The sequence below is a fragment of the Pseudomonas sp. JL23 genome, assembly GCF_056933585.1.
Window position 1 is genome coordinate 3082417 of sequence record NZ_CM167795.1, and the last position, 25793, is coordinate 3108209.

A 25793-nucleotide genomic window follows, 5' to 3' on the forward strand; every position below is an offset into this window, starting at 1 on the left:
AGGTTCCACAGCCAATACGCTGCGGCGCCTAGCGAAAAATCACGGTCTTGTCCTGGTTGATGAACACCCGGTGTTCCAGGTGGTATTTCAGGGCTTTGGAGAGGGCGACGGTTTCGGTGTCGCGGCCGATGGCGACCAGGGCGTCGGGGGCGATGGTGTGGTCCACGCGCTGGACTTCCTGCTCGATGATCGGCCCTTCGTCCAGATCGCTGGTGACGTAGTGGGCGGTGGCGCCGATCAGTTTCACGCCGCGTTCATAGGCCTGATGGTAGGGCTTGGCGCCCTTGAAGCCGGGGAGGAACGAGTGGTGGATATTGATCGCCCGGCCCGAAAGCTGGCGGCACAGGTCGTCGGAGAGGATCTGCATGTAGCGCGCAAGCACCACCAGGTCGGTCTCGGTTTCTTCGACGATGCGCAGCAGTTCGGCTTCCTGGCGCGCCTTGGTTTCCTTGGTCACCGGCAGGTAGACGAAGCGGATGCCCTCGCGCTCGGCCATGGGCCGCAGGTCAAGGTGGTTGGAGACGATGGCGGTGATCTGCATGTCCATCTCGCCTTTGCGGTGGCGATACAGCAGGTCGGTGAGGCAATGGTCGAACTTGCTGACCATCAGCAGCACCCGCGCCGGTTTCGCCGAGCTGAACAGTTGCCATTGCATGTCAAAACCACCGGCCAGGGCGGCAATACTCTTTTCCACAGTAGTGAGGTCGCCGGTAACGCCCTGGTTGAAGCGAAACACGGCGCGCATGAAGAAGCGTCCGGTGAATTCATCGTCGAACTGCGACAGTTCGCTGATATAGCAGGCCTGCTCAGCCAGTGACGAGGTCACGGCGGCGACTATCCCTGAGGTGGCGGGGCAACTGATCTTGAGAATGTAGTGCTGGTGTGGCGTGTCCATCGAGGTCTCCCGGAATGTTGGCGGCGTGGCTCAGCCCTTGGCGGTGCGCTTGGTTTTTTGCGGGTCGTCGAAGGGCAGGGCGTGGCTGGCGGCGCTGGCTTCCAGGCTGCCGCGAACCTGCAGGGCGACACCGGGCGCGGCGCAGTCGACGCTGACCCGGGCGATGGCCATGGAGCGTTTGCTCAGGCGCGAGTACATGGCGCAGGTGATCACTCCGACCTGCTTGCCGTCGTGCCACAGGCTGTCGCCGGCGTCGGCGCTGCGGGCGGCGTCGATCAGGATGCCGGCGATCTTGAAGCGCTCCTTGCCCTGCAGGCGGGCGTGCTCCAGGGCGCCACGGAACTCCTGTTTACCTGGCGATACGGTGAAGTCCAGGCCCAGTTCCCACAGTGTGTCGCCGGCCTTCTCGTTGGCGAAGGGGTACATCTGTGAGTTGTCGTAGGGGAAGAACATCAGCGCGCTTTCCACCCGTAGCCAGTCCAGGGCGGTGAAGGCGCAGGGGATGATGCCCATGCCCGCGCCCTGCTCGAGGATCTGCTCCCAGATCGCCGGAGCGTCGGCGGCCTTGCAGAAAATCTCGTAGCCGCGCTCGCCGGTGTAGCCGGTGCGGGAGATCATCACCGGGCGGCCGAACAGCTGGGTCTGCATATGGTGGAAGTACGGCAGCTGGCGAATGCCCGGCACGTGCTCGGCGAGAAAGTCCACGGCCAGGGGGCCTTGCAGCGACAGGTCGTGGAGGTCGTCGTCGAACAGCACTGCGACCTGGCGGCCCTGGGCCGAGCGCACCAGCATGTCGTAGCCGGTGCCGGCGCCGTGCACCACCATGAACGCGTTGGGGCCGGTGCGGTAGACGATGCAGTCGTCGATGAACTTGCCGTCATCATCGAGCATCGAGGCGTACACCGACTTGCCGGGGTACAGCTTGGCGATGTCGCGAGTCGTCGCCCATTGCAGCAGGCTTTCGGCGTGGGGGCCGACGTAATGGACCTTCTTCAGGCCCGAGACGTCCATCAGCCCGGCCTTGGTACGGATCGCCTGATGGTGGTCGGCCAGGTCGCTGGCGTAGGTCCAGGCGGTGCCCATGCCGTTCCAGTCTTCCAGGTTCGAGCCCAGGGCACGGTGACGTTCGGCCAGTGCGGAGATGCGCCAGGAGTGAGCCATGTGATGATTCCTTGTGGTGGGAAAGAGGGAGGTTTCAGGCCTGCTCGTCGAATTGGCTGAGCCACTGCACCAGGGTCTGGCGGTAGCGGGTCATGCCCTTGTAGTCGGCGATCGGGTCTGGCAGGTCGCGCAGCACCCGGTGCAGGCGCTGGCCCCAGCCGGGGTGACTGACCAGTTCGTTCATGCTGATCAGGTAGGTACGGATGCTGAACATCAGGCCGTTGCTGCGCGGCAGGCGGACCATGAATTGCAGCTCGACGCGCAGGTGCACGGCGCTGCCGACGTTGTCCGGGGTGATCTGGCCGCGATCGGAGCCCCATTCGTGGAAGGTCTCGGGGGAGGAGTCCAGGCGCGGATTGATGGTCAGGGTCCAGTTCAGGCGGCGCACCGGCTGGTTGACCTGGATCGCCAGCAGGTACTTGAGGGCGCGGTCGAACACGCCCATCTGGTTGGCCATGGGCACCGGCGAGTGCCATTGCTTGAAGCTCATGCCAGCGTCGAAGGCCAGGGACCAGTCGGCGGGCGAGGTGACCATACCGGCGTCCATGAACAGGTCGTTGTCGCGCTGATCGAGCAGGGCGATATCACCCTGGACCTGGCGGGTAATGAACTCCAGGGGCTCGCAGGGCAGGGTGCAGGCATCGCCGAAGGTAAAGCGCTGGTCGATACCCAGGGCCTTGTTGCGCCAGTGCCAGTGATTGCCGTTGCAGTCCAGTTCGAACCACTGCGGATAGTCTGCCGAGAGGTGCTCCATAAACATCTGCAGCGCATCCCAGGAGGCTTCCTGCATGTGCGGCATGACCAGGCAACGGCGTGGATCCTTGTCCAGCACCAGGGCGCGCTCGGCCATTTCCGACCGGTAATGCTCGTCGATATCGAACCAGTGCTGATACACCGAGCCGGGCGCGCGAGGTGTGGCCGGTTCGATATTCACCGAATACATGTAGCTGTCTTCGGTAAAGGGGAACGGAAAGCGGGCAATGGCCTTGGGGCTGTTACGGAAAGTGAAATCATCCCGGTAGCTTTGTGGCGCAGTGAATTGCACGGACATGGGTGGGTTCCTCTTATCAAACATCGGTCTGAATTTGGCTTGGATTTGTGGGACCGGCTTTAGCCGGGAAAGGGCCTGTACATCCGCTGCATGTTCTTGATCAGATCGAACGCATTCCCGGCTAAAGCCGGTCCCACAGGTTTACAGATCGAGAATCAGGGCCGTGCCGCAGCCCCGTGACACGCAGGGCATCAGGTACTGCTGTTGTTCTTCAGCGCTCAGGCAGTGGTCGCGGTGTTCGATGTCGCCTTGCAGGTGACGGGTCGCGCATTGACCGCAGGCGCCGCCGCGACACAGGTTGGGAATGGCCACCCCGGCCTCTTCCAGGGCTTCGAGCAGGCTTTGCTCGGCCTCGACTTGCAGGCTCAGGCCGCTGCGCGTCAGCTCGACGCTAAATGGCACACCCGGCTGCGCGCTGCTGAAGGCTTCCCAGTGCACTCGGGCATCGGGCCAGCCAAGGGCTTTGGCTTGCTCGCGTACGCCGTCGAGCAGGCGCTGCGGGCCGCAGGTGTAGACATGGCTGCCCATGGGCCGGGATTCGAGAATGGCCTTGAGGTCCATGACCTGAGCGGCGCTGCCGTCGTAGCGGTGCAGGCGGCTGCCGAGGCGCTCCTGCAACTCGTCGATAAAGGCGTCGGTCAGGCCGCCGCGATAGGCGTAATGCAGTTCGAAGGTGGCGCGACTGCGTTCCAGGCTATCGAGGTAGGCCATGAACGGGGTGATGCCGATGCCGCCGGCAATGAGAATGTGTTGGCGCGCCGTCAGGTCCGGGGCGAACAGGTTGGCTGGCGGCGACAGGGTCAGGGTGTCGCCGACCTGCACCTGGTGATGCAGATAGTGCGAGCCGCCACGGGAGGGCTCCTGCAAACGCACGGCAATCTGATAGTGGCGGGTGTCGGCCGGGTCGCTGATCAGCGAATAGGCGTTGCGCGCCGTACGTTGTGTCAACGGCAGGTGCACCTGCACATGGCTGCCCGAGGAGAAACCGGGCAGATCGCCATCGAGGGCGGCAAAGGTGAACTCGCGAATCACCGGAGTCAGTTGGCGGATGGCGCTGACGCGAACCTGCATCATGGTTGCACCTCGCTCTGCTGTACTTGGGCGTAGGCCTGGTCGGGGTTTTCGCAGACGCCCATATAGGCGCCCAGACGCTTGGAGAAATGCTCGCGAACCCCCAGTTGCACTCGGCACCCGGCGCAGTTCAGTTGCGCGACGGCGGGGGTGTTCTGCGTCAGGCCGCAATGCACACAGAACACCCGGCGCTGCACCGGGCCGCAGTCGAGCAGGTCGATCTCCTCGCTGAGCATGCCCGCGCCCTGAGCCGTGACATGCACCTGCCACAGAAAGGCTTCATCGCCGAGCACATACAGATGACTGCCGATTGGCGCGGCGTAGAGCAGGGTCTTCAGATGTTTGCCGAAGCCTTCGCTGCGAGCGCTGAGCAGGATCGGCCGGGGCAGGTCGCGGACAAAAGCCTGGAGGGATTCAGGCAACTCATCGACTGCGCTTTGCAGTACCAACAGATGGTGCAGCGCGCACGCTTTCGGGGCGGCCTGGCGGTATTGCGGCACGCTGAAGGGGCGGTAAGTGTCGCTGTTTTGGGCGCTGCTCATGAAACCCTCCGGTTCGTGGGTTTGTTTCCTGTTGGGGAAGATACTTTCTTAAAAGGAATTACCGCTCAATCCGGAAAAAGAGGTATCTCCTTGGGGGTAGGCCGGCGAAACAGGGTGTCGGAGGCATGGAAGTTGCTCGCCTTTGTGCAGATTCCGGCGAAGGACAGGTGGATGTCAGTGACAGCGCAAGTGAGGCCGACGGCGTGGCGACGATGGTTGCTGCGCACGCGCCCGGACAAGGCCGGTGACATCCGTCGCCTGTTGGCCGAGTTACCGCTGCGGCAGATGCACGCGGACGATGCCTTGTCGCAGTTCATGGACCATTTCGAGGCACTGCTAAACGCTTGCCGCCTTGGCCTGGCTGTGCCCGGCGAGGATTACGGCCCGGCGCGGCGCGCATTGCTCAGCGCCTGCGAGGACGAAGCTGATTGCCTGTGGCGCAGCGGTACCCTCGGCGAACTGGCCCGGGCCTGTAGTGCCTGCCATAGGCGCGGCCAATGCCGGGTGTTGTGTGCAGTCACTAACGAGCCAAGCCTGGCGGGCGCTGTGCTGCTGCTCGACAGCCCGTATCCCGCCAGCCGCGCCCTGCGCCAGTTGCTTGAAGACAGCGCCAGGGTGGTCGGTGTCAGTGTGCAATTGCTGCGCTACAAGCGTGAGCAACAGCGCAAGGAAGCCACTTCACAGCACGGTGCCTTGGCTAGGGAGCTGCACGATTCGGTGGCGCAGCAGCTCGGCTATCTGTCATTCCAGACCAGCCTGATTCAAGGCCGACTCAATCAACCGGAGCAACTGACGCCTTTGCTGGCGGAACTGCGTGGCGGTCTGAGCCAGTTGCAGCGTCAGGTGCGCGAGCTGATCACCAGCGCGCGCCTGACCATGGACGGCCGCTCCCTGCGTCAGGCCCTGGCCGACTCGGTGGCCGAGTTCTCGCGGCGCTGCATCATCGTCTTTGAACTGGACAATCGCCTGGCCGACGACGCCCTGTCGCCGGAAGTGGAATTGCAGTTGTTGCAGATCATCCGCGAGGCCCTGGCCAACGTGGTACGGCATTCTCACGCGCGACATGTGCGCCTGGAATTGCGCCAGAGCCTGCAGGGCGAACTGACCGTCAGCGTCGAGGACGACGGCATCGGCCTGAGCCCGGCCTCCCTGGACGACAACCATTACGGCCTGGCGATCATTCGCGAGCGGGCGGCGAGTATCGGTGCGCAGTTGAGCATCGAAACCGTGCTTCCCCATGGCACTCGCGTGCAGCTGAACCTTACCCCTCCTTCCACCGAAGACTCGCCGAGGCGCCTCGATGAACAGTACGAGCTTATTGCTGATCGATGATCACCCCTTGTTCCGCCGGGGGCTGGCGCAGCTGTTCGACGCCAGCGACGACTTCGATGTGATCGGCCAGGCCGCCAGCGGCCGCGAAGGCATCAACCTGGCGGTGAACCTGGCGCCGCGACTGGTCCTGCTGGATTTGCATATGCCGGGCCTGAGCGGGTTGCAGGTGCTCGACGAAATCAAACAACTGGGCCTGGATTGCCAGATCGTCGTACTCACCGCCTCCATGGATCGCGGCGAGCTGCTCACGGCCCTGCGTCTGGGGGCCAGTGGCTATGTGCTCAAGGAAACCGAACCGGAGGCTTTGCTGACCTACATGCGCAATTGCAGCAAGGGTGCGATTGTTCTGGATGACGCCCTGGTCTCGCTGCTGGCCGAGCCTCAGGCGCTGCCTGCGAAGATTGACGACAGCACCCTGACTGACCGGGAAAGCCAGACCCTGGCGCTGATCGCCTCGGGCATGAGCAACAAGCAGATCGGCCGCGAGCTGGGGATCAGCGACGGCACGGTGAAGATCTATGTGAAGAACCTGTTGCAGAAGCTCAACCTGCGCTCGCGTCTGGAACTGGCGGCGTGGGTGCACAAGGTGGCGTCGTTGCGCAAAGAGGAGCGGCATTGATGATGGACAATCGTGCAGCCGCTCTGGAACCGTTGGCCAATCCGCCACTGGATGCCTTCCCCATTGCGCTGCTGGAGTTGCGCGACAACGGTGAAATCGCTCGTTTCAATAGCACCTGGGTCGAGCTGATGGAGCGGCCCCAGGGCACGCGCATGCTCATCGACTACGTGCATCAGGAAGATCGTTCGCTGTGGCGTCAGGCCTTGTACGAACTGCGCCTGCGCCCGGCCATTGCCTTCAATCAGCGCTTGCGCTTCGTGCACCCGGCCGGCGAGTTGCGCTGGTTCGAGGTCAGCTTGAAGCGTCGCGAGCTGCATTTCTATCTGGTGGTCAACGACGTCACCGCCCACAAGCGTCGCGAGATTGCCCTGCAAGCCAGCCAGCGTAGCGCCAGCAGCCTGCTCGACGGCATGCCGGGGTTGATTTATCGCGGGCGCAATAACCGCGACTGGACCATGGAATTCGTCAGTGCCGGTTGCCAGCAACTGACCGGCTACCCGGCCGAGCGGCTGATGGACAACCACGACTGCACCTACAGCAGCCTGATTCACCCGGACGATGCCGATTATGTCTGGCGCGAAGTGCAATACGCGCTGTCTCGGCAGCAGCCTTACGAGCTGAAATACCGCATCCGCTGTGCCGACGGCACGATCAAGGTGGTATGGGAGAAGGGCGTCGGCATCTATTCCGATAGCCGCGAGGTGCTGGGGATTGAAGGGGCGATTTTTGAGATGACCCCTGCGTCGTTGGAGCGAGGCTTGCCCGCGAACACAGTATGTTAGCGGTGAAGAGTGCGTCGAATGTACCAACTTCTTCGCGGGCAAGCCTCGCTCCAACGGAGCCGGGATATAGCGGCTTTTTCTAGGCCGCCACAGTGGTCTTGTTCAGATCACTTTCATTCCACTCGCTATAGACACAGGCATCCGCCGCCGCCCAGCGCACCCGCACCTCACTGCCCGCAGGCAGTAGCGGTTGGCCATTGGTCAGGGCCTTGATGCTCAGGGTGCAGCCTTGGGTGGTCTTGACGCTGTAGGTCTGGCTTTCACCGAGGAATACCACTTCCTCGACCTGGGCGCTGACTTCGTTCCAGCCATTTTCCAGGGGCTGTATGGCGGCCATTTCAGTGGTCAGGACCTGGGCTTTTTCCGGGCGGATCATCAGCAGCAGGTCGGTACCGGGGCTGACGCCTGGCATCGGCCGCATGGCCACGTCCCGGCCTTCGAAACGTGCCACCGCGTGCCCGCCCGCAGTGACCCGCAGGAAGTTGGAGTTGCCCAGGAACGAGGCAACGAAGGCATTGGGCGGGTTCTGGTACAGGTCATAGCCGCTGCCCAGGCCGACGATCTTGCCGTGGCTGAAGATGGCGATGCGCTGGGACAGTCGCATGGCCTCTTCCTGATCGTGGGTGACATAGACGATGGTGATGCCCAGGCGGCGATGCAACTGGCGCAGTTCGTCCTGCAAATCTTCGCGCAGCTTTTTATCGAGGGCGCCCAGGGGTTCGTCCATCAACAGGATGCGTGGCTCGTAGACCAGCGCCCGGGCAATCGCCACGCGCTGTTGCTGGCCGCCGGAGAGCTGGCTGGGACGGCGTTCGGCGAAGGCTTCCAGTTGTACCAGCTTGAGCATCTCGTCGACACGCTTGTTGCGTTCGGCGGCATCGCGTTTGCGGATCGACAGGGGAAAGCCGATGTTGTCGCGCACCGACAGATGGGGGAACAGCGAGTAGCGCTGGAACACCATGCCGATATTGCGTTTGTGCGGCGGCACCTGGACCAGCGAGCGGCCTTCGACCTGGATCTCCCCGGCGCTTGGGGTTTCGAAGCCGGCGAGCATCATCAGGGTGGTGGTTTTGCCCGAGCCGCTGGAGCCGAGGAAGGTCAGGAATTCGCCTTCCTGAATGTCCAGGGCCAGATCGTCCACGGCCTTGAAACTGCCGTAATGCTTGCTCAGATGGCGCAGGCTGACCAGGGGTTTGGCGGTATCGGACGACAAAACGGATTGAGCGGATTTCATGGATGAGTCTCCTGCGCGCTCAGGCGCGTATCTCGTTACGGCGTTTGATCAGCGCGGCGATCAGCATCACGGCCAGGGACAGGCCGATCAGCAGGGTCGAAGCCACGGCAATCACCGGGGTCAGGTCTTGACGCAGGGTGGTCCACATCTTCACCGGCAAGGTTTGCAGGGTGGGGCTGGCCATCATCACGCTGAGGACCACTTCATCCCACGACACGAGGAAAGCGAACAGGCCACCGGCAATCAGCCCCGGGCGAATGGCCGGGAAAGTCACTTTGATCACCGCCTGCAGGCGCGAGGCGCCGCAGATCACCGCCGCGTCTTCGATCGAGCGATCGAACAGCTTGAGGGAGTTGATGATGGAGATCACGGTAAAGGGCAGGGCGACGATGACATGGCTGACCACGAAAGCGAACAACGTGCCGGTGTAGCCCAGCTTGAGGAACAGCGCGTACACCGCCACGGCAATGATCACCAGTGGCACGATCATCGGCAGGGTGAACAACCCGTACAGGAAGTCGCGTCCGGCAAAGCGCCCGCGCACCAGGGCGAAAGCCGTGGGCAGGCCCAGCAGCAAGGCGAACACCGTGGTCAGCAGGGCTACCTTGAGGCTGGCCATGGCTGCGTCCATCCACTGCGGGTTGGCGAAGAACTGCACATACCATTTCAGCGTCCAGCCCGGTGGCGGAAAGACCAGCCATTGCGAAGAGCCGAACGACAGCAGGACGATGAACACGATCGGCAGCAAGAGAAAGGCGGCAATCAGCGCCGTGCTGACGAACAGCCCGCGGCGCAGGCCTTTGCCCATGGCATTGGCGGTCAATAACATCGGGATTACCTCGCGTTGCCGACCGGGGATTCCGGTTGCAGCTTCAGGTAGAAGTAGAACAGCACCAGGGTGATGACGATCAACAAGGCGGCTGCGGCGCTGGCCAGTCCCCAATTAAGGAAGGATTGCACCTGCTGGATAATGAACTCGGGCAGCATCATGTTCTGCGCGCCACCGAGCAGCGACGGGGTGACGTAGTAGCCCAGGGACATGACGAAGACCATCAACCCGCCGGAAAACAGTCCCGGCCGACACAGGGGCAGGAATACCCGGTAGAAGTTGGTCCACTGGCTGGCCCCGCAAATGGAACCTGCCTGCAACACCATGGGGTCGATGGCGGCCATGGTTGCCTGCAACGGCAGGACCACGAACGGGATCATGATGTAACTCATGCCGATCACCACGCCACTGAGGTTATGCACCATTTCCAGCGGTTGATCGATGATGCCCATGGCCATCAGCGCTTTATTTATCACCCCGGAAGACTGCAACAGCACCAGCCAGGAATAGCTGCGCGCCAGCAGACTGGTCCACATCGACAACAGCACGATATTCAGCAGCCAGCGACCCCAGCCACGGGGCACCAGAGTGATCGCCCAAGCCAGGGGAAAACCCAGCAGCAGGCTGATCAGCGTGACCAGCCCGGCCACCGAAAAGGTGTTGACCAGTACCCGTACGTAGGCCGAGTTGGCGAACAACTGGGCGTAGTTGCCAAAGCCGGGCGTCGGCTCCAGCACACCGCGCAAGAGCAGGGCGACCAGAGGCAACAGGAAAAAGATCGAGAGGAAAGCCAGGGCCGGCAGCAGGTTGCTGAAACCCCGCCAGCGCAGGCTTCTTTCGTTGGCTGGCGGTGCAGCGGTGACGCTTGACGCGTCACCCTGCCGGGAGCCAATAACCGATGAACTCACTTGACCAGCCATTCATTCCACCGTGTGGCGATTTCGGAACCGTGATCTGCCCAGTAAGCGAAGTTCAGGGTGACCTGATCCGCGACATGCGCGGTGGGCAGGTTGGACGCCAGCGACGAATCGAGGCGCTTGACGCTGTCAACGTTGACCGGCGCATAGGCGGTGAGGTTGGAGAAGTCAGCCTGGCCTTTCTCGCTGCTGGAATTGGCGAGGAACTTCATGGCTGCGGCTTTGTTCTTGCTGCCTTTGGGCACGACCAACATATCGGCCATGACCAGATTCTGTTTCCAACTTACCCCGACTGGCGCGGCGTCCTGTTGCAATGCATAGATCCGGCCATTCCAGAACATCCCAAGAGATGCTTCACCGGAAGCCAGCAATTGTTGCGACTGCGCACCGCCGCCCCACCAGACAATATCCTTCTTGATGGTGTCGAGTTTCTTGAAGGCGCGGTCCAGATCCAGAGGGTAGAGCTTGTCAGGCGTTACGCCATCAGCGAGCAGGGCCAGTTCCAGTACGCCAGGGCTGGCCCATTTGTACAGGGCGCGTTTGCCGGGGTAGGTCTTGGTGTCGAAGAGGGTGCTCCAGGTTTCAGGTTCCTGACCTTTGAGCTTGTCCTTGTTGTAGCCCAGGACAAAAGAGAAGAAGAACGAGCCGACGCCATGGTCGGAGACAAATCGAGGGTCGATTTTGCTGCGGTCGATGGTGTTGAAGTCCAGCGGTTCCAGCAACCCTTCCTTGGCGGCACGCAGGGCGAAGTCGGCTTCGACATCGACCACGTCCCATTGCACGTTGCCGCTTTCGACCATGGCTTTGAGTTTGCCGTAGTCGGTCGGGCCATCCTGTACCACCGTGATGCCGCTGCTTTTGCTGAACACATTGGCCCAGGCTTCTTTTTGCGCGTCCTGGGTGCTGCCGCCCCAGCTGACAAAGTTGATGCTGTCAGCGGCCATTGTCGCGCCACTGCCCAAGGTGAAAACCAAACCTGCCAACGCTGCTGTTATACCTTTGCCAATTGCCATACTGTTGCCCTCGGTGAAAATCCTGGGATGTCCGAATGCGCCTCTTTGCGGGCACACCCGGCTAGAGCAGTAAAACGAAATCTGGCTGTTGCAGGTTTAGCCTCCGCACGTCTCTTGTCTGCTCAAGGGGCTGGACGTTGTCGGTAAAAACATGGCTGAACCGTTGGAATGTCATATTATGGTATTCCAACATTTGTGCAAGCGTTTTGCGGTGCAGAAGGCCTGAATCCCGCGCATTCAAACGCAAAAACCGCCACGAGGGCGGTCTGTTTTACCGGTGAAATACTTGATTCAGAGCGCTTAGCTGATCAAGTCCCCACGGGCCATGCCGGTGGCGGCAATGACGATAATCACCATCAGCGCAGCCTCGGCGTGACTGATCCGGGCAAAGCGCCGGGAGCGGCTGGTGTCGATGGGCATCTGATTCTTGAATGCGATTCGCCATTTGATCAGGGCGAACATGGGCACCACTTCGATGGCCACGATCAAAATGAAGGCGAGAATCTTCAGATGGAAGAGCGGTTGATGCAGGTAGTAGTACGAACCCTTTTCAATGCCGCCAAAGGCCCGAAAGGCCCCGGTAATCAGCAGCAGGGCAGCGGAAAGCCCCCAGATATTGTCGACCACGAACACATCCCGGAAGGAGCGTGCATCGTCGGTTCTCAGTCTGCGTAGCGCCCGACCCCTGGCCAGTACCGCCGCCAGGGCAAAACCAAAGGCCAATAGATGTACTGCGGCCAGCAGCCATTTGACGAGCATGGTCCTGAACTCCCATAGGACGCCCCGAACAGTGCGGGCGATGTCACAGGTTTAGCTCATAAAGGACTGATTTGCCCATCTAATTTGCAGGGCGTGTCGCGGATGAATATGGCGTGGCGTCATCGCGAGCCTGTGGGAGTCGCTTTAGCCGGGAGGATGCTCTCCCGGCTGAAGCGGCGCGCCGCCCGGCAGGTCCTATTCTTTGACTTGCAGGCCGTTCTGTTTCATCACCAGGTTCTTCTCTTTCTTGTACTGCAGGGCGACTTCCGGCGCCGCGCCGCTCTTGCCGGTTTCCAGCCACAGGCGCAGACGGCTGGCGTCGGCGAAGTGGGTGTATTTGCCGAAGGCGTCAAGAATCACCACCGAGACCGGGCGATTGGCCATGGTGGTCAGCAGGACCAGGCAGTGGCCGGCCTGATTGGTGAAGCCGGTCTTGGTCAGCTTGATGTCCCAGTTGGATTTGCGCACCAGGTGGTCAGTGTTGCTGAAGCCCAGGCTGTAGGTGGGCTTGCGGAAGGTAACGGTCTTTTCCTCGGTGGTGCTCAGTTCGCTGAGCAAAGGATATTTTCGCGCGGCCATGACCAGTTTGGTCAGGTCGCGAGCAGTCGAGACGTTGTAGATCGACAGGCCGGTAGGTTCGACATACACCGTGTGGGCCATGCCCAGTGCCTTGGCCTTGGCGTTCATGGCCAGAATAAAGGCCTGATAGCCGCCCGGATAACTGTGGGCCAGGCTGGCGGCCGCGCGGTTCTCCGAGGACATCAGAGCAATCAGCAGCATGTCGTGGCGACTCAGTTCGCTCCCGAGCTTGACCCGGGAGAACACGCCTTTCATTTCGGCGGTCTTGGAAATATCCACCGGGATGAACTCGTCCATCGGCAACCTGGCATCCAGCGTCACCATGGCGGTCATCAGTTTGGTGACCGAAGCAATGGGCACGATGACATCAGGGTTGCTGGAGTACAGGACTTTGTCGGTTTGCAGGTCGATAACCATTGCACTGCCCGAAGCCAGGTGCAGTTGCGAAGGATCACGGTTAAAGGGAGCAGCATCGTTGGCGCTGGCAATAGAAGTGAAGAGCGGGCCGCTAAGTGCAAATAATAGGCCCAGGACAGGAAGACGAATGTTCAAGAGTGGCTCACTAAAAGAAGGAATATAGAAAAAACGCTGCATTTTATGCCGAATTGGCTGGATGTCGATGGGTGTTGCAGGAGGTTTCATCTCTATACATCGGCGCGTGATTATTGTGGGAGCGAGGCTTGCCCGCGAAGAGGCCGCTAACTTCACACCATTTTTTAATCTGAAACATCGCTTTCGCGGGCAAGCCTCGCTCCAACGAGTCGTCTATTGCCGTCATTTTATGTTCGCCATGAAACGTGCCATCCATTCGTGAATGAGCTTGAATATTCATGGTGTCAAACGCTTGCACCGATTAGCATCGCTGCCCATGCCTCAACAGATTTAAGGAATCATGCAATGCCCAAGGGTTTTATCAGCAAGGATTACGTCGTTCTGGTGATCGTCGCAGTGGCGTTGGCTGCACTTCTGCTGGGGATGGGGTCGTTCTCCAGACCATCGGAATGGGCCAACTGGGTTCAGGCCACGGGGCTGGTAATCGGGATGATGATGGCCGTGCTGATTCCTGCGATTCAGAAAAAGCAGGATGCGGCAGCCCAGCATAAGCAGATGCGTGACCGGGAAGTCGGTTATGCGCGGCGCATGCAGTACCTGTGTGGTGAGTTGAGTGAGGCCTTGGCGCGGATCAGTCTTAACCTCAGTCACCTGCGCGCCACTGACCGCCATCGTTTGCAGAATGTGCTGCAGGACTACCTGCATCGCCTGTTCGAATCGCACAAGCAGGATCTGAATGACGACCGCATCGTGATTGCCTACGAATTGCGCCAGGTTGCCGGTGATCTGGTCGATGAGCTGGAAAGCGGCCGCGTTGATCGCGTGGTGTTCATCGCTCTTGAAAAGCGCCTGCAGAAGCTGACCCATCGTTGTCAGGTCAATGCAGCGATGGCGGAGCGTCTGTAAGCGCCGAATTGTGCGGGCCTGGCGTTTGCGGGGCAAAAAAAGCCCGCACTCAGGGGAGGATGCGGGCAAGGGGGTGTGCGGAGCAACGCACGATTTTCGCTGAAGCGTGAAGCTTGAAACGGGCAATCAACTGTTCAGATGGCGGGCATCCAGTTCGGCCGATGAGGCCTGGGCGTCGGGCAGTGATACAAAGGGGCCGCTGACCGGCTCGCCGTTGTGCATCAGGTACCAGCAAGCCAACAGACCGCGTTCACGCAACTGGGCCGGTACTGCGCTGCCGACGACCGACATGATTTGAACCTTGTTCATTTAAGTGTCTCCACCAATCTATGGCGCTACTTTACGGCGCCATCGTCGCGGGCAGAAATCACCGCTCTCGATAGTGGACATTGATGAATTGATGGCGGAAATGATTTGCAGCGAATAGCGGCGAGGGGGGACGCGGGGAGTGAGTCTCAGGCGGTCAATCGACCACCTGATCCAGCATCGAAACGATTTCCTGATCCGACAGCAAACCCTTTTCCACCAGGTTCTGTGCCAGCAGGGAGAGAAACTTGGCGGTGCGGTGACCTTCCAGGCTCTTGAGTTCGGTGAGGGCGCTATAGACTTTGTTCGAGGTGCACAGACCATTGGCGTGATGGGGATTCTGTGTCGGCATGGCATGGTCCTTATCGTTATAGATAAATCAATACAGCCACATGATGACCTATTTTTCCTTGGTCATTGTTCTGGTTACGACCTTTGTACTAAAAATTTAATCTCCCCAAACAACAACCCCGCCAAAAGGGCGGGGTTGTCGGTGCGGCGATTACCAGCGGCCACCGCCGTAGTAACCATGGGGACGACCGTAATAGTAGCCCGGTGGCGGGCCATAGTATTGCGGACGGTAATAAACCGGTGGCGGCGCTACAACCACGGGCTGCTGGTAGTAGACCGGTGGTGGTGCGGCATAGACCGGCTGCTGTACGTATACCGGCGCGGCTTGCTGGACGTAGACGGGTCTAGGCCCCGAGCTCACTGCGGCGCCAACCACCCCGCCAACAATCGCACCCACGACAGCGGGACCAGCCCAGTTGCCGCCGCCATGGGCTTCGGCTTGACCTGCAAGGGCTAGGGCACCTAGTAACAAGGCAACCTTGGGAATTTGACGAATCATGACTGTTCCTCGGCTTTCAACCCCGTTGTCGCTAGCCTGACTTCATCTCAAGCAATGCCACGGGATAACTCTATGACAGCGACTTTTGGCAAATCTTCCAAGCCGCTGAGTAAATTTTGTGTAAGGTAGCCGCCGATAGAACCGGGCAGGGCGTTTCAATACCTTAACAGCCACGATGATACGCCTGCCGGGCCCTCTTTATCTAATACCGTTGGAGAAAAAACATGCCCGTGACTGCGAACAAAGACACTCTTCTCTGTATGTCTATGGCCGCCAGGCCCGGTAACTTCGGCGTGCGCTTTCATAACCATCTGTATGAACAGCTGGGTCTGAATTTCTACTACAAAGCGTTTGCCCCGACGGACCTGCCTGCCGCCGTTGCCGGCATCCGCTCACTGGGTATTCGCGGTTGCGGCGTGTCCATGCCGTTCAAGGAAGCCTGCATTGCCCTGGTCGACGAGCTGGATGCGTCCGCCGCCGCGATTCAGTCGATCAACACCATCGTCAACACAGACGGCCATCTCAAGGCCTACAACACCGATTACATCGCCGTAGCCCAATTGCTCGACAGCCACAAGGTACCGCGCACCCGTTTTGCCCTGCGCGGCAGCGGCGGCATGGCCAAGGCCGTGGCCAGCGCCATGCGTGACGCGGGTTTCAGCGATGGCCTGATCATCGCCCGCAACGAGCAGGCCGGTCGTGCTCTGGCCGAATCCTGCGGTTTGCAGTGGCAGGCGCAACTAGGTGACGAGCGCCCGGCGTTGCTGGTCAATGTCACGCCCTTGGGCATGGCAGGAGCCCAGGCCGACGAACTGGCGTTCGATGAAGCCGCAATTGCGGCTGCCGAGACCCTATTCGATGTAGTCGCTACGCCAGCGGACACCCCGCTGATCAAGGCCGCCCGCCGCTTGGGCAAGCGCGTGATCAGCGGTGATGAAGTGGCGGCGATCCAGGCGCTTGAGCAATTCGTGCTGTACACCGGCGTACGGCCTGCCGATGAGCAGTATCGACAGGCCGCAGCATTCGCCAGGGGTTAACGTTCCAGTCGTGCCAGACGCTCTTCCAGCGCAGCAATTCGCGCTTCCAGCTCATCGATACGCTCGCTGGAAGCCGAGCTGCCGGAACTGCGCTCAGGCGCGCTCTGCCGGGCGGCGAGGAGTTCTTCCAGGTCCGCCGGGTCGCCAAGGCTGTGCATGTAGCGGTCTTCACGCTGGCCGGACTGGCGCGGCAGCAGGGTCGCCAGGCCGCGGGCAATCAGGCGCTCCAGTTGGTGCACCACCTGATCGACGTCTTCGAAGTCGTGCATGCGGTTGCTGCGGGTCAGTAGCTCGTTGACTGTCTGCGGCCCGCGCAGGAACAACAGGCCGATCAGAGTAACCTGAGCCGGGACCAGCTCCAGGCCTTTGTCCACGCGATGCTCATAGCGATCGGCACGGCTGCCCATCACCAGGCGCGCCAGACCGTGGCCCTCCAGGGCGCGCAGGCTCAGGCCGACCTGGCCCTGGGTCAGGTTCATCACCGGATCGCGGCTGGTTTTCTGGTTGCAGGCGATGATCAGTGCATTGAGGGTCAGCGGGTAGGTCTCGGGGCTGGTGGCCTGTTTTTCGATCAGGCAGCCGAGGATGCGTACTTCCGTGCTGTTGAGTTGCAGGGCGTTGTCCGGAGTTTCGGCGGTGGACATGGTGCATTCCCTATGAATGAAAAGGCCATCAGCCTAGCAGAGAAGACGACGGAAAAAGACAGGGTTTCTTAAAGCTAATTCATGTCTATAATCCCCGACCTTCAACCAAGGAACTGCCATGACTATCTCCCTGTATTCCGCTTCCGTTCCGGTTTTCCAGCATTCGCTCAAAGCCCTGAGCGCCATCCTGAGCAAGGCCGAAGCCCACGCTACCGAGAAAAAGATCCAGCCTGAAGCGCTGTTGCAGTCGCGTCTGTTCCCGGACATGTTGTCGTTTACCCGTCAGGTACAGATCGCTGTCGACTTCGCCAAAGGTGCTTCGGCGCGCCTGGCCAAGATCGAGCCGCCAAAGTACGAAGACACCGAAGTCACCTTTGCTGACTTGCAAGCGCTGATCGCCAAGGCTCTGACCTTCATCGGCGGCATCACCCCTGAGCAGATCGACGGCAACGAAGAGATCGAAGTCGTGCTGCGCCCTGGTACCGACAAGGAAAAGCGCTTCACTGGCCAGTCCTACCTGCTGACCTACAGCCTGCCGCAGTTCTTCTTCCACGTGACCACGGCCTACGGCCTGCTGCGTCACAACGGTATCGAGATCGGCAAACGCGACTACATGGGCGCGCTGTAATCCTGGCTTGATCCTGCTGTAACCGGTCGCCGCCCTGGTTTCGAGGCGGCGATTCACTTTCTGCAACATCCCCGCCGTAGCGTTGTCCCTGCCTGTGTGCCTGTCAGATCCCTGCCTTGATCTGCCGTGTTTTCCTGGAGTTTTTGATGTTGTTGCCCATTTTGCTGTTGTCGGCCGCGGGTTTTACCGTGCTGACCACAGAGTTCGTCATTGTCGGTTTGTTGCCAGCCTTGGCCCGGGACCTGGCGGTGACGATCCCTCAGGCCGGTCTGTTGGTGACCCTGTTCGCTTTCACCGTCGCCACGTTCGGTCCATTTCTTACCGCCTATTGCGCGCGTTTCCCACGCAAGCGGTTGTTTATCGGCATCCTGATTCTGTTCGGCCTGTCCAACGCAGTGGCGGCGCTGGCGCCTAATATCGGGGTAATGGCCATCGCCCGGTTGATTCCTGCCCTTGGCCTGCCGGTGTTCTGGGCCCTGGCCAGTGAGACCGCAGTGGATATCGTTGGTCCGGACTTCGCCGGCCGGGCCATTGCCAAGATTGGCTTCGGGATTGTCTGCGCCACGGTCTTCGGTATTCCCGTCGGCACTTTAATCAGCGATGCGTTCGGCTGGCGCAGTGCCTTTGCTCTGCTGTCCGGGGTGGCTTTCGCCAAGGCCCTGTTACTGGCGATCTACCTGCCGCCGACGCCGCAAAAGCCCCAGGCTTCGCTGCTGGGTCAGTTCAAGATCTTGCGTGATCCGCTGATGCAAGGCCATGTGCTGCTCTCGGTGTTGGTCTTCAGCGGCATGTTCACCGCCTACACCTATCTGGCCGATATGCTTGAACGTCTGGCCGGGCTGAACGGAACGGTGGTGGGCTGGTGTCTGATGGGTTTCGGCGCCGTGGGTCTGCTGGGCAACTCCCTGGGCGGACGCATGGTCGACCGTCATCCGTTGATTGCCAGTCTGGTGTTCTGCACTTTTATGGTGGCGGGCCTCGTGGCCGTGGTGCCGGGCATGCAGTCGACGCCGTTGCTGGCTCTGGCTCTGGCGATCTGGGGAATTACCCAGTCGGCGCTGTTTCTGGTCAGTCATGTGCGTTTGATCAAGGCTGCGCCACAGGCACCGGCTTTTGCCGCCTCATTGAATATCGCCGGGGCCAATCTGGGTATTGGCCTGGGGGCGATCATCGGTGGCCGGGTCATCGATCACCTGGGCCTGAGCAATCTGGGCTTTGCTGCGGCGGTGATCATCCTGCTGTCGATCGTTCTGGCGCTGCTGTTGATGCGGCTCAAACCGCAACTCGCCGAGGCTTAATCGCCTGGGGTAAACAAGCTGTGCCGCGCCGCCTCGGTAATCGCCACGATGCCAGGGTGGCTGACCTTGCGCTCCACGGAGATGGCATAGAACGACTCTATAATTGCATCGGTCTGGCCGATCCATTCGACGCCATATTGCGCCTGCACTTCATCACTGATCACGCTGGGCGCGATGAAAATACCACTGCCGGATTTGCCGAAAGCCTTCATCAAGGCGCTGTCATCGAACTCTCCGACGATGCGCGGGCGAATGTCCTGCTGGGCGAACCAGCGCATCAGGCGGCTGCGCACGACAGTTTCCTGGCTGGGAATCAGCAGCGGGGCGCCGTGCATGCTGCGGGGAAAGTCCTGGCCATAGCGTTCGGCCAGTTTGCGGGTGGCAAAAAAACTCACCGGGCATTCGCCCAGTTTCTGGCTATAGCCCTTGATATCCAGATGTGAGGGCATCGGGCTGTCGGAAATCACCAGATCCAGTCGCTGAATCGCCAGATCCGCCAGTAGCCTTTCCAGCTTGTCTTCACGACAGGTAATACGTATGGGCTCTTTGAGTTCCATGGTCGGCGAAATCAGCCGGTAGACGATGGATTTGGGCACCACATCAGCCACGCCCACACGCAGGACAATCTGCTGCTCATCCGGATTGGAACGCAGCATGGATTCCAGGTCGTCCCCCAACTGAAACATTTGCTCGGCGTAGGGCAGGGTCAGCCGGCCGACTTCGGTCAGTTCCAGTTGCCGTCCGACGCGGCGAAACAACTCCACGCCGAAAGTCTGCTCCAGCAAGCTAATCTGACCACTGATGGTTTGTGGCGTGAGGTTGAGCTGCTCGCAGGCACGCACGATGCTGCCGGTCTTGGCCACTACCCAGAAGTAATGCAGTTGACGGTAATTGAGCATATCTGGAAACACTTCGTAAAAATTGAAGTATATCGCTTATAAATACGAATTTTCCTGAAGTGTTTCGCTCTCTAGAATGCTTGCCTGTCGGGCCGCTGCAGTCGCTGCCCCGAACCCAATCAAGGAGCACGCGATGGAATATCTTCTGGAACTGGTTTCAAGCCCCGCCGCCTGGGTTGCATTGGCGACGCTGGTGGTCATGGAAGTGGTATTGGGTATCGATAACCTGATCTTCATTTCGATCCTGACCAATAAGCTCCCCGAGCATCAGCGGCCCAAGGCGCGTCGCCTGGGCATCAGTATGGCGCTGATCCTGCGTCTGGCGTTGCTCAGTACCGTGGCCTTTATCGTCAAGCTGACGGCACCGGTCATCGAGGTGATGGGGCAGGCGTTTTCCTGGAAGGACATGATCCTGATTGCCGGTGGTCTGTTCCTGGTCTGGAAAGCCACCACGGAAATCCATCACAGTTTTGATCACAAGGAAGAAGAGGGCGGGAAAAACCTGGGTTCTACCGTCAGCCTGAACATGGCAGCGGCCATCGGGCAGATCCTGATGCTGGATATCGTGTTCTCCATCGACAGCATCATTACTGCAGTGGGTATGACCGAGCACTTGCCGATCATGGTCATTGCCGTGGTGGCTGCTGTGGTGGTGATGCTGGTGGCGGCTGAACCTCTGGCCAGGTTCATCAACGATAACCCGACGATCGTCATGCTGGCCCTGGGTTTCCTGATCATGATCGGCATGACCCTGATCGCCGAGGGCTTTGGCGCCCATGTGCCGAAAGGTTATGTGTATACCGCGATGGCGTTCTCGGCCGGTATCGAGGCCTTGAACATGATGTCCCGTCGCTCCCGGCAGAAGCGCGCTGCCGCACAGGCCGCGAAAGGATAAGGAAGGTTGCGGATCGATCCGGTTATCCGGGTCGATCCGCCAATTCAAAAAGCGTATCAATGGGCCGTCGCGTGATGGCCTTTTTGCGCTTTGTCGCCAGCAGGCTCGACGGCGTGGTTGCGCTCCACGGGGTGGTGATGACGGCGAGAAATTCGCATCACACCCCAGAACATGGCGCTGGCAACGGCCAGCCATGCGGCGATCAGCATCACGATAGTCATTTCCAGGCTCATACGACCTCCGGTTCCTGCAATTGATGCAGTCTTACTAATCGACAGTCTAGTACTGGGCATGTTTCTGTAAGTTGACCAACGGCGCCGCGGCAGGATCGTTTTGATCTATTCAAGGCATCGGACTGCGTATCGAGGCTATACCGACGCCGTGCAGGGCTCTATGATCGTGCTCCGAGTCAGGTCGCGGGTTGCCTGACACCTGTTTAAGTGAGCCAACATGCTGCCGGTATTTCCTCGTTACTCTTTTATGGGGCTCAAATGCACGGGCCTGGCGCTGTGCCTGATCCTGGCTCTGGCGGGTTGCGCCGGGTCGGTGACGCCTGAAATCAAACGCTTGCCGGACCGGGTGGAGATCCCCGGCGTACCTTTCTTCCGCGGTAACGATTACCAAAGTGCACCTCACGCCATGGCCGCCATGCTGGCCAACCTGCAGGTGCAGATCACCCCCGGCTTGCTGGGCAAGTCGATGAAACTGCCGGGTGCTGAGGCCCGCATCGAGCAGAGCATGCAGGAACAGGCGCGCGCCTACGGCTTCGTGGTCTATCCACTGGACCGCACGTTCGATGCTTTGCTGACCCAGGTTGCGGCGGGCTATCCGGTCCTGGTGCGCTTCGGTGACGGCATGGTCCTCAAGTCGCCGCGCTACGGCATCCTGGTGGGCTATAACCGCATCAAGCAGACCGTGGTGCTGCAGGCGGGCAATGATCGTCACGACGTGATGAGCTTTTCCAGTTTCACCTCGGCCTGGGAGGGCACCGGCAGTTGGGCGGTGTTGGTCCAGGGACCACGGCAACTGCCCGCCAATGTTGATCGCGAGCGCTGGCTGAAAGCGGCCAATGACCTGGGCCAGGCCGGGCAGGAACAGGCGGCGGGCGAGGCGGTCAAGACGTTGAATGCCAAGCGTTGAAACCTGTGGGAGCGAGGCTTGCCCGCGAATTGAACGACGCGGTTAATCAGGTGTTTCGCGTCAAGGCTTTCGCGGGCAAGCCTCGCTCCTACAGATTGGGTGCACTCAGCTCAATAGCTTAAAAGCCCAACTGATCCCGCAGGCTGTAATACCAGGCCCCCAGCGCCGTCAGCGGCGTGCGCAGCAGTGTGCCACCGGGAAAGGGGTAGTGGGGCAGTCCGGCAAAGGCATCGAAACGTTCGGCCTGCCCGCGTAGCGCTTCGGCCAGCACCTTGCCGGCGACATGGGTGTAGGTTACGCCGTGGCCGCTGCAACCCTGGGAGTAATAAATGTTATCCCCCAGCCGACCGACCTGAGGCAGACGCGACAGGGTGAGCAGGAAATTGCCCGTCCATGCGTAGTCGATCTTCACATCGGCCAGTTGCGGGAAGGCTTTAAGCATCTTCGGCCGAATGATCGCTTCGATATTCGCCGGATCCCGCGCGCCATAGACCACGCCACCGCCGAAGATCAGGCGTTTATCGGCGGACAACCGATAGTAGTCCAGCAGGTAGTTGCAGTCCTCGACACAGTAGTCCTGAGGCAGCAGGCTTTTTGCCAGCTCGTCGCTCAAGGGCTCGGTGGTTATCACCTGAGTGCCGCAAGGCATGGACTTGGCGGCCAGTTCCGGAATCAGATTACCCAGGTAAGCGTTACCGGCAACGATGATGAACTTTGCCCGCACCTTGCCTTCAGCGGTGTGCACCACAGGGCTCGCGCCACGTTCGATGCGGATGGCCGCTGACTGCTCATGGATCACCCCGCCAAGGGATTCCACCGCAGCCGCTTCGCCCAGGGCCAGGTTCAGCGGATGAATATGGCCGCCGCTCATATCGAGCATGCCGCCGATATATTGGTCACAGGCGACCATTTCCCGAATACGGTTCTTGTCCAGCAACTCCAGTTGCGTATGGCCATAGCGTTCCCACAGACGCTTCTGCGACTCCAGGTGACCCATCTGCTTGCCGGTCAGGGCGGCAAATACACCACCGTCCTTGAGGTCGCACTGAATCTGGTACCTGTTGACCCGGTCGCGAATGATCGCGCCACCTTCAAAGGCCATCTGCCCGAGCAACTGCGCCTGCTTCGGTCCGACCGTGCGCTCAATCACGTCGATATCGCGGCTATAACTGTTGACGATCTGCCCGCCATTGCGCCCCGACGCGCCGAAACCAACCTTGGCCGCTTCCAGTACCACCACGCGAAAACCATGCTCAAGCAGGAACAACGCGCTGGAAAGCCCGGTATAACCGGCGCCGATCACGCAGACATCCGTCTCCACTTCGCCTTGCAGGGCCGGGCGATCAGGGGCGGGATTGGCCGACGCGGCGTAATAGGACTGCGGATAAGGAGTGTTCGTCATCCTGTAAACCCCGTTTTATATTTTTTACGAAGGTTCAGATCCTATCCGAGATAAGGGAATGCCGCCAGTGAGCAAGGATGGCGGGGAGGGTGGCGCTCTGAATAAAAAGGTTATTAATTCAGAGGGTTAACGAAAATACTCGTTGACAGGTATCTCAATATCCGTAGAATGCGCCCCACAGCAGGCACGTAGCTCAGTTGGTTAGAGCACCACCTTGACATGGTGGGGGTCGTTGGTTCGAGTCCAATCGCGCCTACCAAACAAAATCCGCTCTGCTGGGCGGTAAGAAAAGGGTCAGCCGAGAGGTTGGCCCTTTTTTGCTTTTCCGGCACCCTAAAAAAGCCCTTTAAATAGTATTGCTGCCTTCTTCAAATATGTGCTGATCCAATTATATGTCTTGAGGGAGGGGCTTTGGTAAGAGTTACAGATCATTAATTGCCGTAAGTTCCGTTGGAGCTTTTTTTGGGGGGCGATTTTTCAGAGCCTCCCTCAACCGGTGAACTCTATAAATTTATCCAAAGGCACTTCAACTATCTGACCTGGATACGTAGTGCTTTCCAGGGTTGCTACATTTTTTACAAAGTCGACCATTTTCAATTGCCCCTCACGCATTGTTGGCATTGTCGTATTGTCGAAGTTACCCCAGCATTTTAGGTAACTGCCAGGAGGGCTTTTAGACAGCGTTTTGTAAGGTTCCTTATTCATGTTCCTGTCGGATGTGTTGGCCCACGCATTTTCAGTCCATCCTGTGGTAGGAGTGGATGCCGGCTTCGCAAAGTCATCAATGAGAGGCGCGTCCTCAGGCACATCGATAAGATTACCCGAAGAGTCCTGAGCTTCGATACTGGTCACATAAATCAGGTTTACCTCCTCCATTTTTTCGTAAACGGTATTGTACAGCTGAGCTATGTGATTGTTCATGTTAACGGTCTTGAGGATTCCCTTATATAAAGTTCCACTCAAGCTGCCCGCGCTACTCCAAAGCCTAACAAAGCATCCACGGGGGGTTCTTGCGAGTATTTCTGTATTCTCGTGCATGGCGATAGTACCGAGAGTGTTCAATTTTTTAGCAGGTGGTTTTTAGTGGTCAATATAAGTGATCTGTGCCAGCTATACCGTTTCGCGATTGACTGTCAGATATTAAGTGTGGTTGGGGATTTATTTATTCCGGTGGTCTATAAGGAGTGCCACCTTTTATTTCGATGAGTCGCACAAGGGTTTGTTTTTCTCTATCTCTTCTCGGCAGCTAACGCAGGTGAAAGACGACTCCTACGGAAACGCCGTTTCAGTACGGTACTGAGCAGGGCCGTTTGGTGGCTGACAGCACACTCGGCACGTCAGCATGCGCTAGCCGTTCGATATATAAATCCGAAAACTCTATGCATGGTGATTGAGCAGACGTGGGCCATGACCGCAGGTGGGCAAGGCAGGGCCGTCTACAAAAAGGGCACTAAAAAATCCGCATATTCATGGGCTTACTGCGAAAAAAGCCGTTGACACATCTTTCAATATCCGTAGAATGCGCTCCCACAGCAGGCACGTAGCTCAGTTGGTTAGAGCACCACCTTGACATGGTGGGGGTCGTTGGTTCGAGTCCAATCGCGCCTACCAAACAAAATCCGCTCTGCTGGGCGGTCTAGAAGGGCAATCCGAGAGGGTTGCCCTTTTTTGTGCTCAATGGAAACGTTCAAAAAACCAAGGCCTACGTTTACCCATGCGCTGGGCTTTTCTATCTATGTGTTGAGAGGAATCCGGCTTTGGAATTTACAGCAGCAACGCTTTCGGCTGAGCTCAAGCGGCAGATCAACAGCAAGCTACCCGCAAAGTCCCTTGCAGGCGCAGCAAAACACCTGGTTGTCAGCGCTGGCGTAAAGTCTGCGGTCAGTTCGACCCTCTATTTCGAAGCCATCGGTATTCTGCTGCAGCAGCTTGCCGACGAGCATCCGGACTGGGAGATTGAGTTCGCCGGGGATCTGGATGATCTGACCATTACTTTCTCGAAGTAATCTGCATGGCCGCTGGTCGTTTGCAACGCACAACGGCAACCGTCCTCACCTCAAATCTGTACGGCCCAGAGCTGCTGGACCTCAGAAGCGAGGTGCATATGTCTACCGATTCGACTTTCCAATATGAAACCCCAGGCCAGGCGCCACTGCCTGGCACGGACGAACCGTCTTTAGATCCGGAAAATCCCGATAATCTGGACCCGATGACGCGTGGTCCCGGAGCAGAGCGCCCCGAAGACAGGGAGCAGCCGCCTGTTGAAGGCGTATCCGCCGCGGACGAGGAGACGTCGCTTTCGGACGATCTGCGTTAGGCAGCCAAGCCCGGCCCTGGCGCCGAGCTTTTTATTGCCGCAACGCCTGAAGCACAAAGCCCCGGCGATTCGTGGTCGCCAGGGCTTTTCATTCCTCAAGCATCTCAACAGGCGGAATGTGGATTAAAGATAGCA

The 25793-nt window shown here is 59.4% G+C and carries 30 protein-coding genes and 2 tRNA genes; 13 read left to right on the forward strand and 19 right to left on the reverse strand.

Annotated features, from left to right (window positions below):
- Nucleotides 1-28 precede the first annotated feature (28 nt).
- From purU to AC1Z24_RS14425, 5 genes are all read right to left on the reverse strand, one after another.
- Nucleotides 29-895 (reverse strand): formyltetrahydrofolate deformylase, encoded by an 867-nt coding sequence (gene purU, locus AC1Z24_RS14405; protein WP_483746219.1) that lies wholly within the window; start codon nt 893-895, stop codon nt 29-31.
- Between the two features lie 30 nt (nt 896-925).
- Nucleotides 926-2056 (reverse strand): aminomethyl transferase family protein, encoded by a 1131-nt coding sequence (locus tag AC1Z24_RS14410; protein ID WP_259105012.1) that lies wholly within the window; start codon nt 2054-2056, stop codon nt 926-928.
- Nucleotides 2057-2090: 34 nt separating this feature from the next.
- On the reverse strand, nt 2091-3107 hold the full coding sequence (locus AC1Z24_RS14415; protein ID WP_483746220.1) for a heme-dependent oxidative N-demethylase family protein: 1017 nt from the start codon (nt 3105-3107) through the stop codon (nt 2091-2093).
- Nucleotides 3108-3248: 141 nt separating this feature from the next.
- Nucleotides 3249-4181, reverse strand: coding sequence for a PDR/VanB family oxidoreductase (locus tag AC1Z24_RS14420; RefSeq protein ID WP_483746221.1), 933 nt, complete (start codon nt 4179-4181; stop codon nt 3249-3251).
- Entirely contained in the window at nt 4178-4720 is a 543-nt protein-coding gene (locus AC1Z24_RS14425) for a dimethylamine monooxygenase subunit DmmA family protein (protein WP_483746222.1), read from the reverse strand. Before AC1Z24_RS14425 ends, AC1Z24_RS14420 begins: the two co-directional genes overlap by 4 nt.
- A 171-nt stretch (nt 4721-4891) precedes the next feature.
- Between AC1Z24_RS14425 and AC1Z24_RS14430 the strand changes: the two genes are divergently transcribed.
- From AC1Z24_RS14430 to AC1Z24_RS14440, 3 genes are read left to right on the forward strand one after another with little or no spacing between them, the layout of a single operon-like run.
- Nucleotides 4892-6052 (forward strand): sensor histidine kinase, encoded by a 1161-nt coding sequence (locus tag AC1Z24_RS14430; RefSeq protein WP_259105008.1) that lies wholly within the window; start codon nt 4892-4894, stop codon nt 6050-6052.
- On the forward strand, nt 6021-6671 hold the full coding sequence (locus AC1Z24_RS14435) for a response regulator (RefSeq protein ID WP_483746223.1): 651 nt from the start codon (nt 6021-6023) through the stop codon (nt 6669-6671). The genes AC1Z24_RS14430 and AC1Z24_RS14435 overlap by 32 nt, the downstream gene beginning before the upstream one ends.
- Complete coding sequence (locus AC1Z24_RS14440; protein ID WP_483746224.1) at nt 6671-7453, forward strand: PAS domain-containing protein; 783 nt, start codon at nt 6671-6673, stop codon at nt 7451-7453. Before AC1Z24_RS14435 ends, AC1Z24_RS14440 begins: the two co-directional genes overlap by 1 nt.
- Before the next feature lie 79 nt (nt 7454-7532).
- On the opposite strand, the gene AC1Z24_RS14445 is transcribed toward AC1Z24_RS14440, so the two are convergent.
- The 6 genes from AC1Z24_RS14445 to pbpG form a co-directional block, all read right to left on the reverse strand.
- Nucleotides 7533-8687, reverse strand: a complete 1155-nt coding sequence (locus AC1Z24_RS14445) for an ABC transporter ATP-binding protein (RefSeq protein ID WP_483746225.1) — start codon at nt 8685-8687, stop codon at nt 7533-7535.
- Between the two features lie 19 nt (nt 8688-8706).
- Nucleotides 8707-9516 (reverse strand): ABC transporter permease, encoded by an 810-nt coding sequence (locus AC1Z24_RS14450; RefSeq protein WP_483746226.1) that lies wholly within the window; start codon nt 9514-9516, stop codon nt 8707-8709.
- Nucleotides 9517-9521: 5 nt separating this feature from the next.
- The gene (locus tag AC1Z24_RS14455) at nt 9522-10436 is read right to left on the reverse strand and encodes an ABC transporter permease (protein WP_259105001.1); all 915 of its coding nucleotides are present in this window, start codon (nt 10434-10436) and stop codon (nt 9522-9524) included.
- A complete protein-coding gene (locus AC1Z24_RS14460; protein WP_483746227.1) occupies nt 10421-11446 on the reverse strand; it encodes an ABC transporter substrate-binding protein in 1026 nt (341 codons plus the stop codon). Before AC1Z24_RS14460 ends, AC1Z24_RS14455 begins: the two co-directional genes overlap by 16 nt.
- Before the next feature lie 300 nt (nt 11447-11746).
- Complete coding sequence (locus AC1Z24_RS14465) at nt 11747-12205, reverse strand: DUF2214 family protein (protein WP_483746228.1); 459 nt, start codon at nt 12203-12205, stop codon at nt 11747-11749.
- Nucleotides 12206-12400: 195 nt separating this feature from the next.
- Nucleotides 12401-13336: a D-alanyl-D-alanine endopeptidase gene (pbpG, locus tag AC1Z24_RS14470; protein ID WP_483746229.1), complete on the reverse strand. Its 936-nt coding sequence runs from the start codon at nt 13334-13336 to the stop codon at nt 12401-12403.
- Between the two features lie 345 nt (nt 13337-13681).
- On the opposite strand from pbpG, the gene AC1Z24_RS14475 reads away from it, so the two are divergent.
- Nucleotides 13682-14242: a hypothetical protein gene (locus AC1Z24_RS14475; protein ID WP_483746230.1), complete on the forward strand. Its 561-nt coding sequence runs from the start codon at nt 13682-13684 to the stop codon at nt 14240-14242.
- Between the two features lie 126 nt (nt 14243-14368).
- Here AC1Z24_RS14475 and AC1Z24_RS14480 read toward each other — a convergent pair whose 3' ends face one another.
- The 3 genes from AC1Z24_RS14480 to AC1Z24_RS14490 all read right to left on the reverse strand — a co-directional run bounded on the left by AC1Z24_RS14480 (nt 14369) and on the right by AC1Z24_RS14490 (nt 15398).
- Nucleotides 14369-14551 carry a hypothetical protein gene (locus AC1Z24_RS14480; protein ID WP_259104996.1) on the reverse strand — a complete coding sequence of 61 codons (183 nt, stop codon included), beginning with the start codon at nt 14549-14551 and terminating at the stop codon, nt 14369-14371.
- A 154-nt stretch (nt 14552-14705) separates the two neighbouring features.
- On the reverse strand, nt 14706-14900 hold the full coding sequence (locus AC1Z24_RS14485) for a hypothetical protein (RefSeq protein ID WP_259104995.1): 195 nt from the start codon (nt 14898-14900) through the stop codon (nt 14706-14708).
- A 150-nt stretch (nt 14901-15050) separates the two neighbouring features.
- Nucleotides 15051-15398, reverse strand: coding sequence for a hypothetical protein (locus AC1Z24_RS14490; RefSeq protein ID WP_483746231.1), 348 nt, complete (start codon nt 15396-15398; stop codon nt 15051-15053).
- A 224-nt stretch (nt 15399-15622) separates the two neighbouring features.
- Here AC1Z24_RS14490 and AC1Z24_RS14495 point away from each other — a divergent pair, with 224 nt between their 5' ends.
- The gene (locus AC1Z24_RS14495) at nt 15623-16435 is read left to right on the forward strand and encodes a shikimate 5-dehydrogenase (protein WP_483746232.1); all 813 of its coding nucleotides are present in this window, start codon (nt 15623-15625) and stop codon (nt 16433-16435) included.
- Here AC1Z24_RS14495 and AC1Z24_RS14500 read toward each other — a convergent pair.
- Nucleotides 16432-17079 (reverse strand): YceH family protein, encoded by a 648-nt coding sequence (locus AC1Z24_RS14500; protein WP_483746233.1) that lies wholly within the window; start codon nt 17077-17079, stop codon nt 16432-16434. The genes AC1Z24_RS14495 and AC1Z24_RS14500 overlap by 4 nt on opposite strands.
- A gap of 118 nt (nt 17080-17197) precedes the next feature.
- Between AC1Z24_RS14500 and AC1Z24_RS14505 the strand changes: the two genes are divergently transcribed.
- The gene (locus AC1Z24_RS14505; RefSeq protein WP_483746234.1) at nt 17198-17707 is read left to right on the forward strand and encodes a DUF1993 domain-containing protein; all 510 of its coding nucleotides are present in this window, start codon (nt 17198-17200) and stop codon (nt 17705-17707) included.
- 146 nt (nt 17708-17853) lie between these two features.
- Nucleotides 17854-19005 (forward strand): MFS transporter, encoded by a 1152-nt coding sequence (locus AC1Z24_RS14510; protein WP_483746235.1) that lies wholly within the window; start codon nt 17854-17856, stop codon nt 19003-19005.
- On the opposite strand, the gene nhaR is transcribed toward AC1Z24_RS14510, so the two are convergent.
- Nucleotides 19002-19904 carry a transcriptional activator NhaR gene (nhaR, locus tag AC1Z24_RS14515; protein ID WP_483746236.1) on the reverse strand — a complete coding sequence of 301 codons (903 nt, stop codon included), beginning with the start codon at nt 19902-19904 and terminating at the stop codon, nt 19002-19004. The two genes, AC1Z24_RS14510 and nhaR, sit on opposite strands and share 4 nt — an antisense overlap.
- Nucleotides 19905-20037: 133 nt before the next feature.
- Between nhaR and AC1Z24_RS14520 the strand changes: the two genes are divergently transcribed.
- Nucleotides 20038-20799: a TerC family protein gene (locus AC1Z24_RS14520; protein ID WP_259104985.1), complete on the forward strand. Its 762-nt coding sequence runs from the start codon at nt 20038-20040 to the stop codon at nt 20797-20799.
- 56 nt (nt 20800-20855) lie between these two features.
- On the opposite strand, the gene AC1Z24_RS14525 is transcribed toward AC1Z24_RS14520, so the two are convergent.
- Nucleotides 20856-21032: a hypothetical protein gene (locus tag AC1Z24_RS14525; protein WP_483746237.1), complete on the reverse strand. Its 177-nt coding sequence runs from the start codon at nt 21030-21032 to the stop codon at nt 20856-20858.
- Between the two features lie 247 nt (nt 21033-21279).
- Between AC1Z24_RS14525 and AC1Z24_RS14530 the strand changes: the two genes are divergently transcribed.
- Complete coding sequence (locus tag AC1Z24_RS14530; protein WP_483746238.1) at nt 21280-21939, forward strand: peptidase C39 family protein; 660 nt, start codon at nt 21280-21282, stop codon at nt 21937-21939.
- A gap of 118 nt (nt 21940-22057) precedes the next feature.
- Here AC1Z24_RS14530 and AC1Z24_RS14535 read toward each other — a convergent pair whose 3' ends face one another.
- Nucleotides 22058-23341, reverse strand: a complete 1284-nt coding sequence (locus AC1Z24_RS14535; protein ID WP_483746239.1) for an NAD(P)/FAD-dependent oxidoreductase — start codon at nt 23339-23341, stop codon at nt 22058-22060.
- A gap of 182 nt (nt 23342-23523) precedes the next feature.
- On the opposite strand from AC1Z24_RS14535, the gene AC1Z24_RS14540 reads away from it, so the two are divergent.
- Nucleotides 23524-23600, forward strand: a tRNA-Val gene (locus AC1Z24_RS14540).
- 230 nt (nt 23601-23830) lie between these two features.
- Here the strand turns inward: AC1Z24_RS14540 and AC1Z24_RS14545 are convergent.
- A complete protein-coding gene (locus AC1Z24_RS14545; RefSeq protein ID WP_483746240.1) occupies nt 23831-24262 on the reverse strand; it encodes a hypothetical protein in 432 nt (143 codons plus the stop codon).
- A gap of 613 nt (nt 24263-24875) precedes the next feature.
- Here AC1Z24_RS14545 and AC1Z24_RS14550 point away from each other — a divergent pair.
- The 3 genes from AC1Z24_RS14550 to AC1Z24_RS14560 all read left to right on the forward strand — a co-directional run bounded on the left by AC1Z24_RS14550 (nt 24876) and on the right by AC1Z24_RS14560 (nt 25658).
- A tRNA-Val gene (locus AC1Z24_RS14550) sits at nt 24876-24952 on the forward strand.
- Nucleotides 24953-25098: 146 nt separating this feature from the next.
- Nucleotides 25099-25347 carry a hypothetical protein gene (locus tag AC1Z24_RS14555; RefSeq protein ID WP_413299169.1) on the forward strand — a complete coding sequence of 83 codons (249 nt, stop codon included), beginning with the start codon at nt 25099-25101 and terminating at the stop codon, nt 25345-25347.
- Nucleotides 25348-25352: 5 nt separating this feature from the next.
- Nucleotides 25353-25658, forward strand: coding sequence for a hypothetical protein (locus AC1Z24_RS14560; protein WP_483746241.1), 306 nt, complete (start codon nt 25353-25355; stop codon nt 25656-25658).
- Nucleotides 25659-25793: the final 135 nt, after the last annotated feature.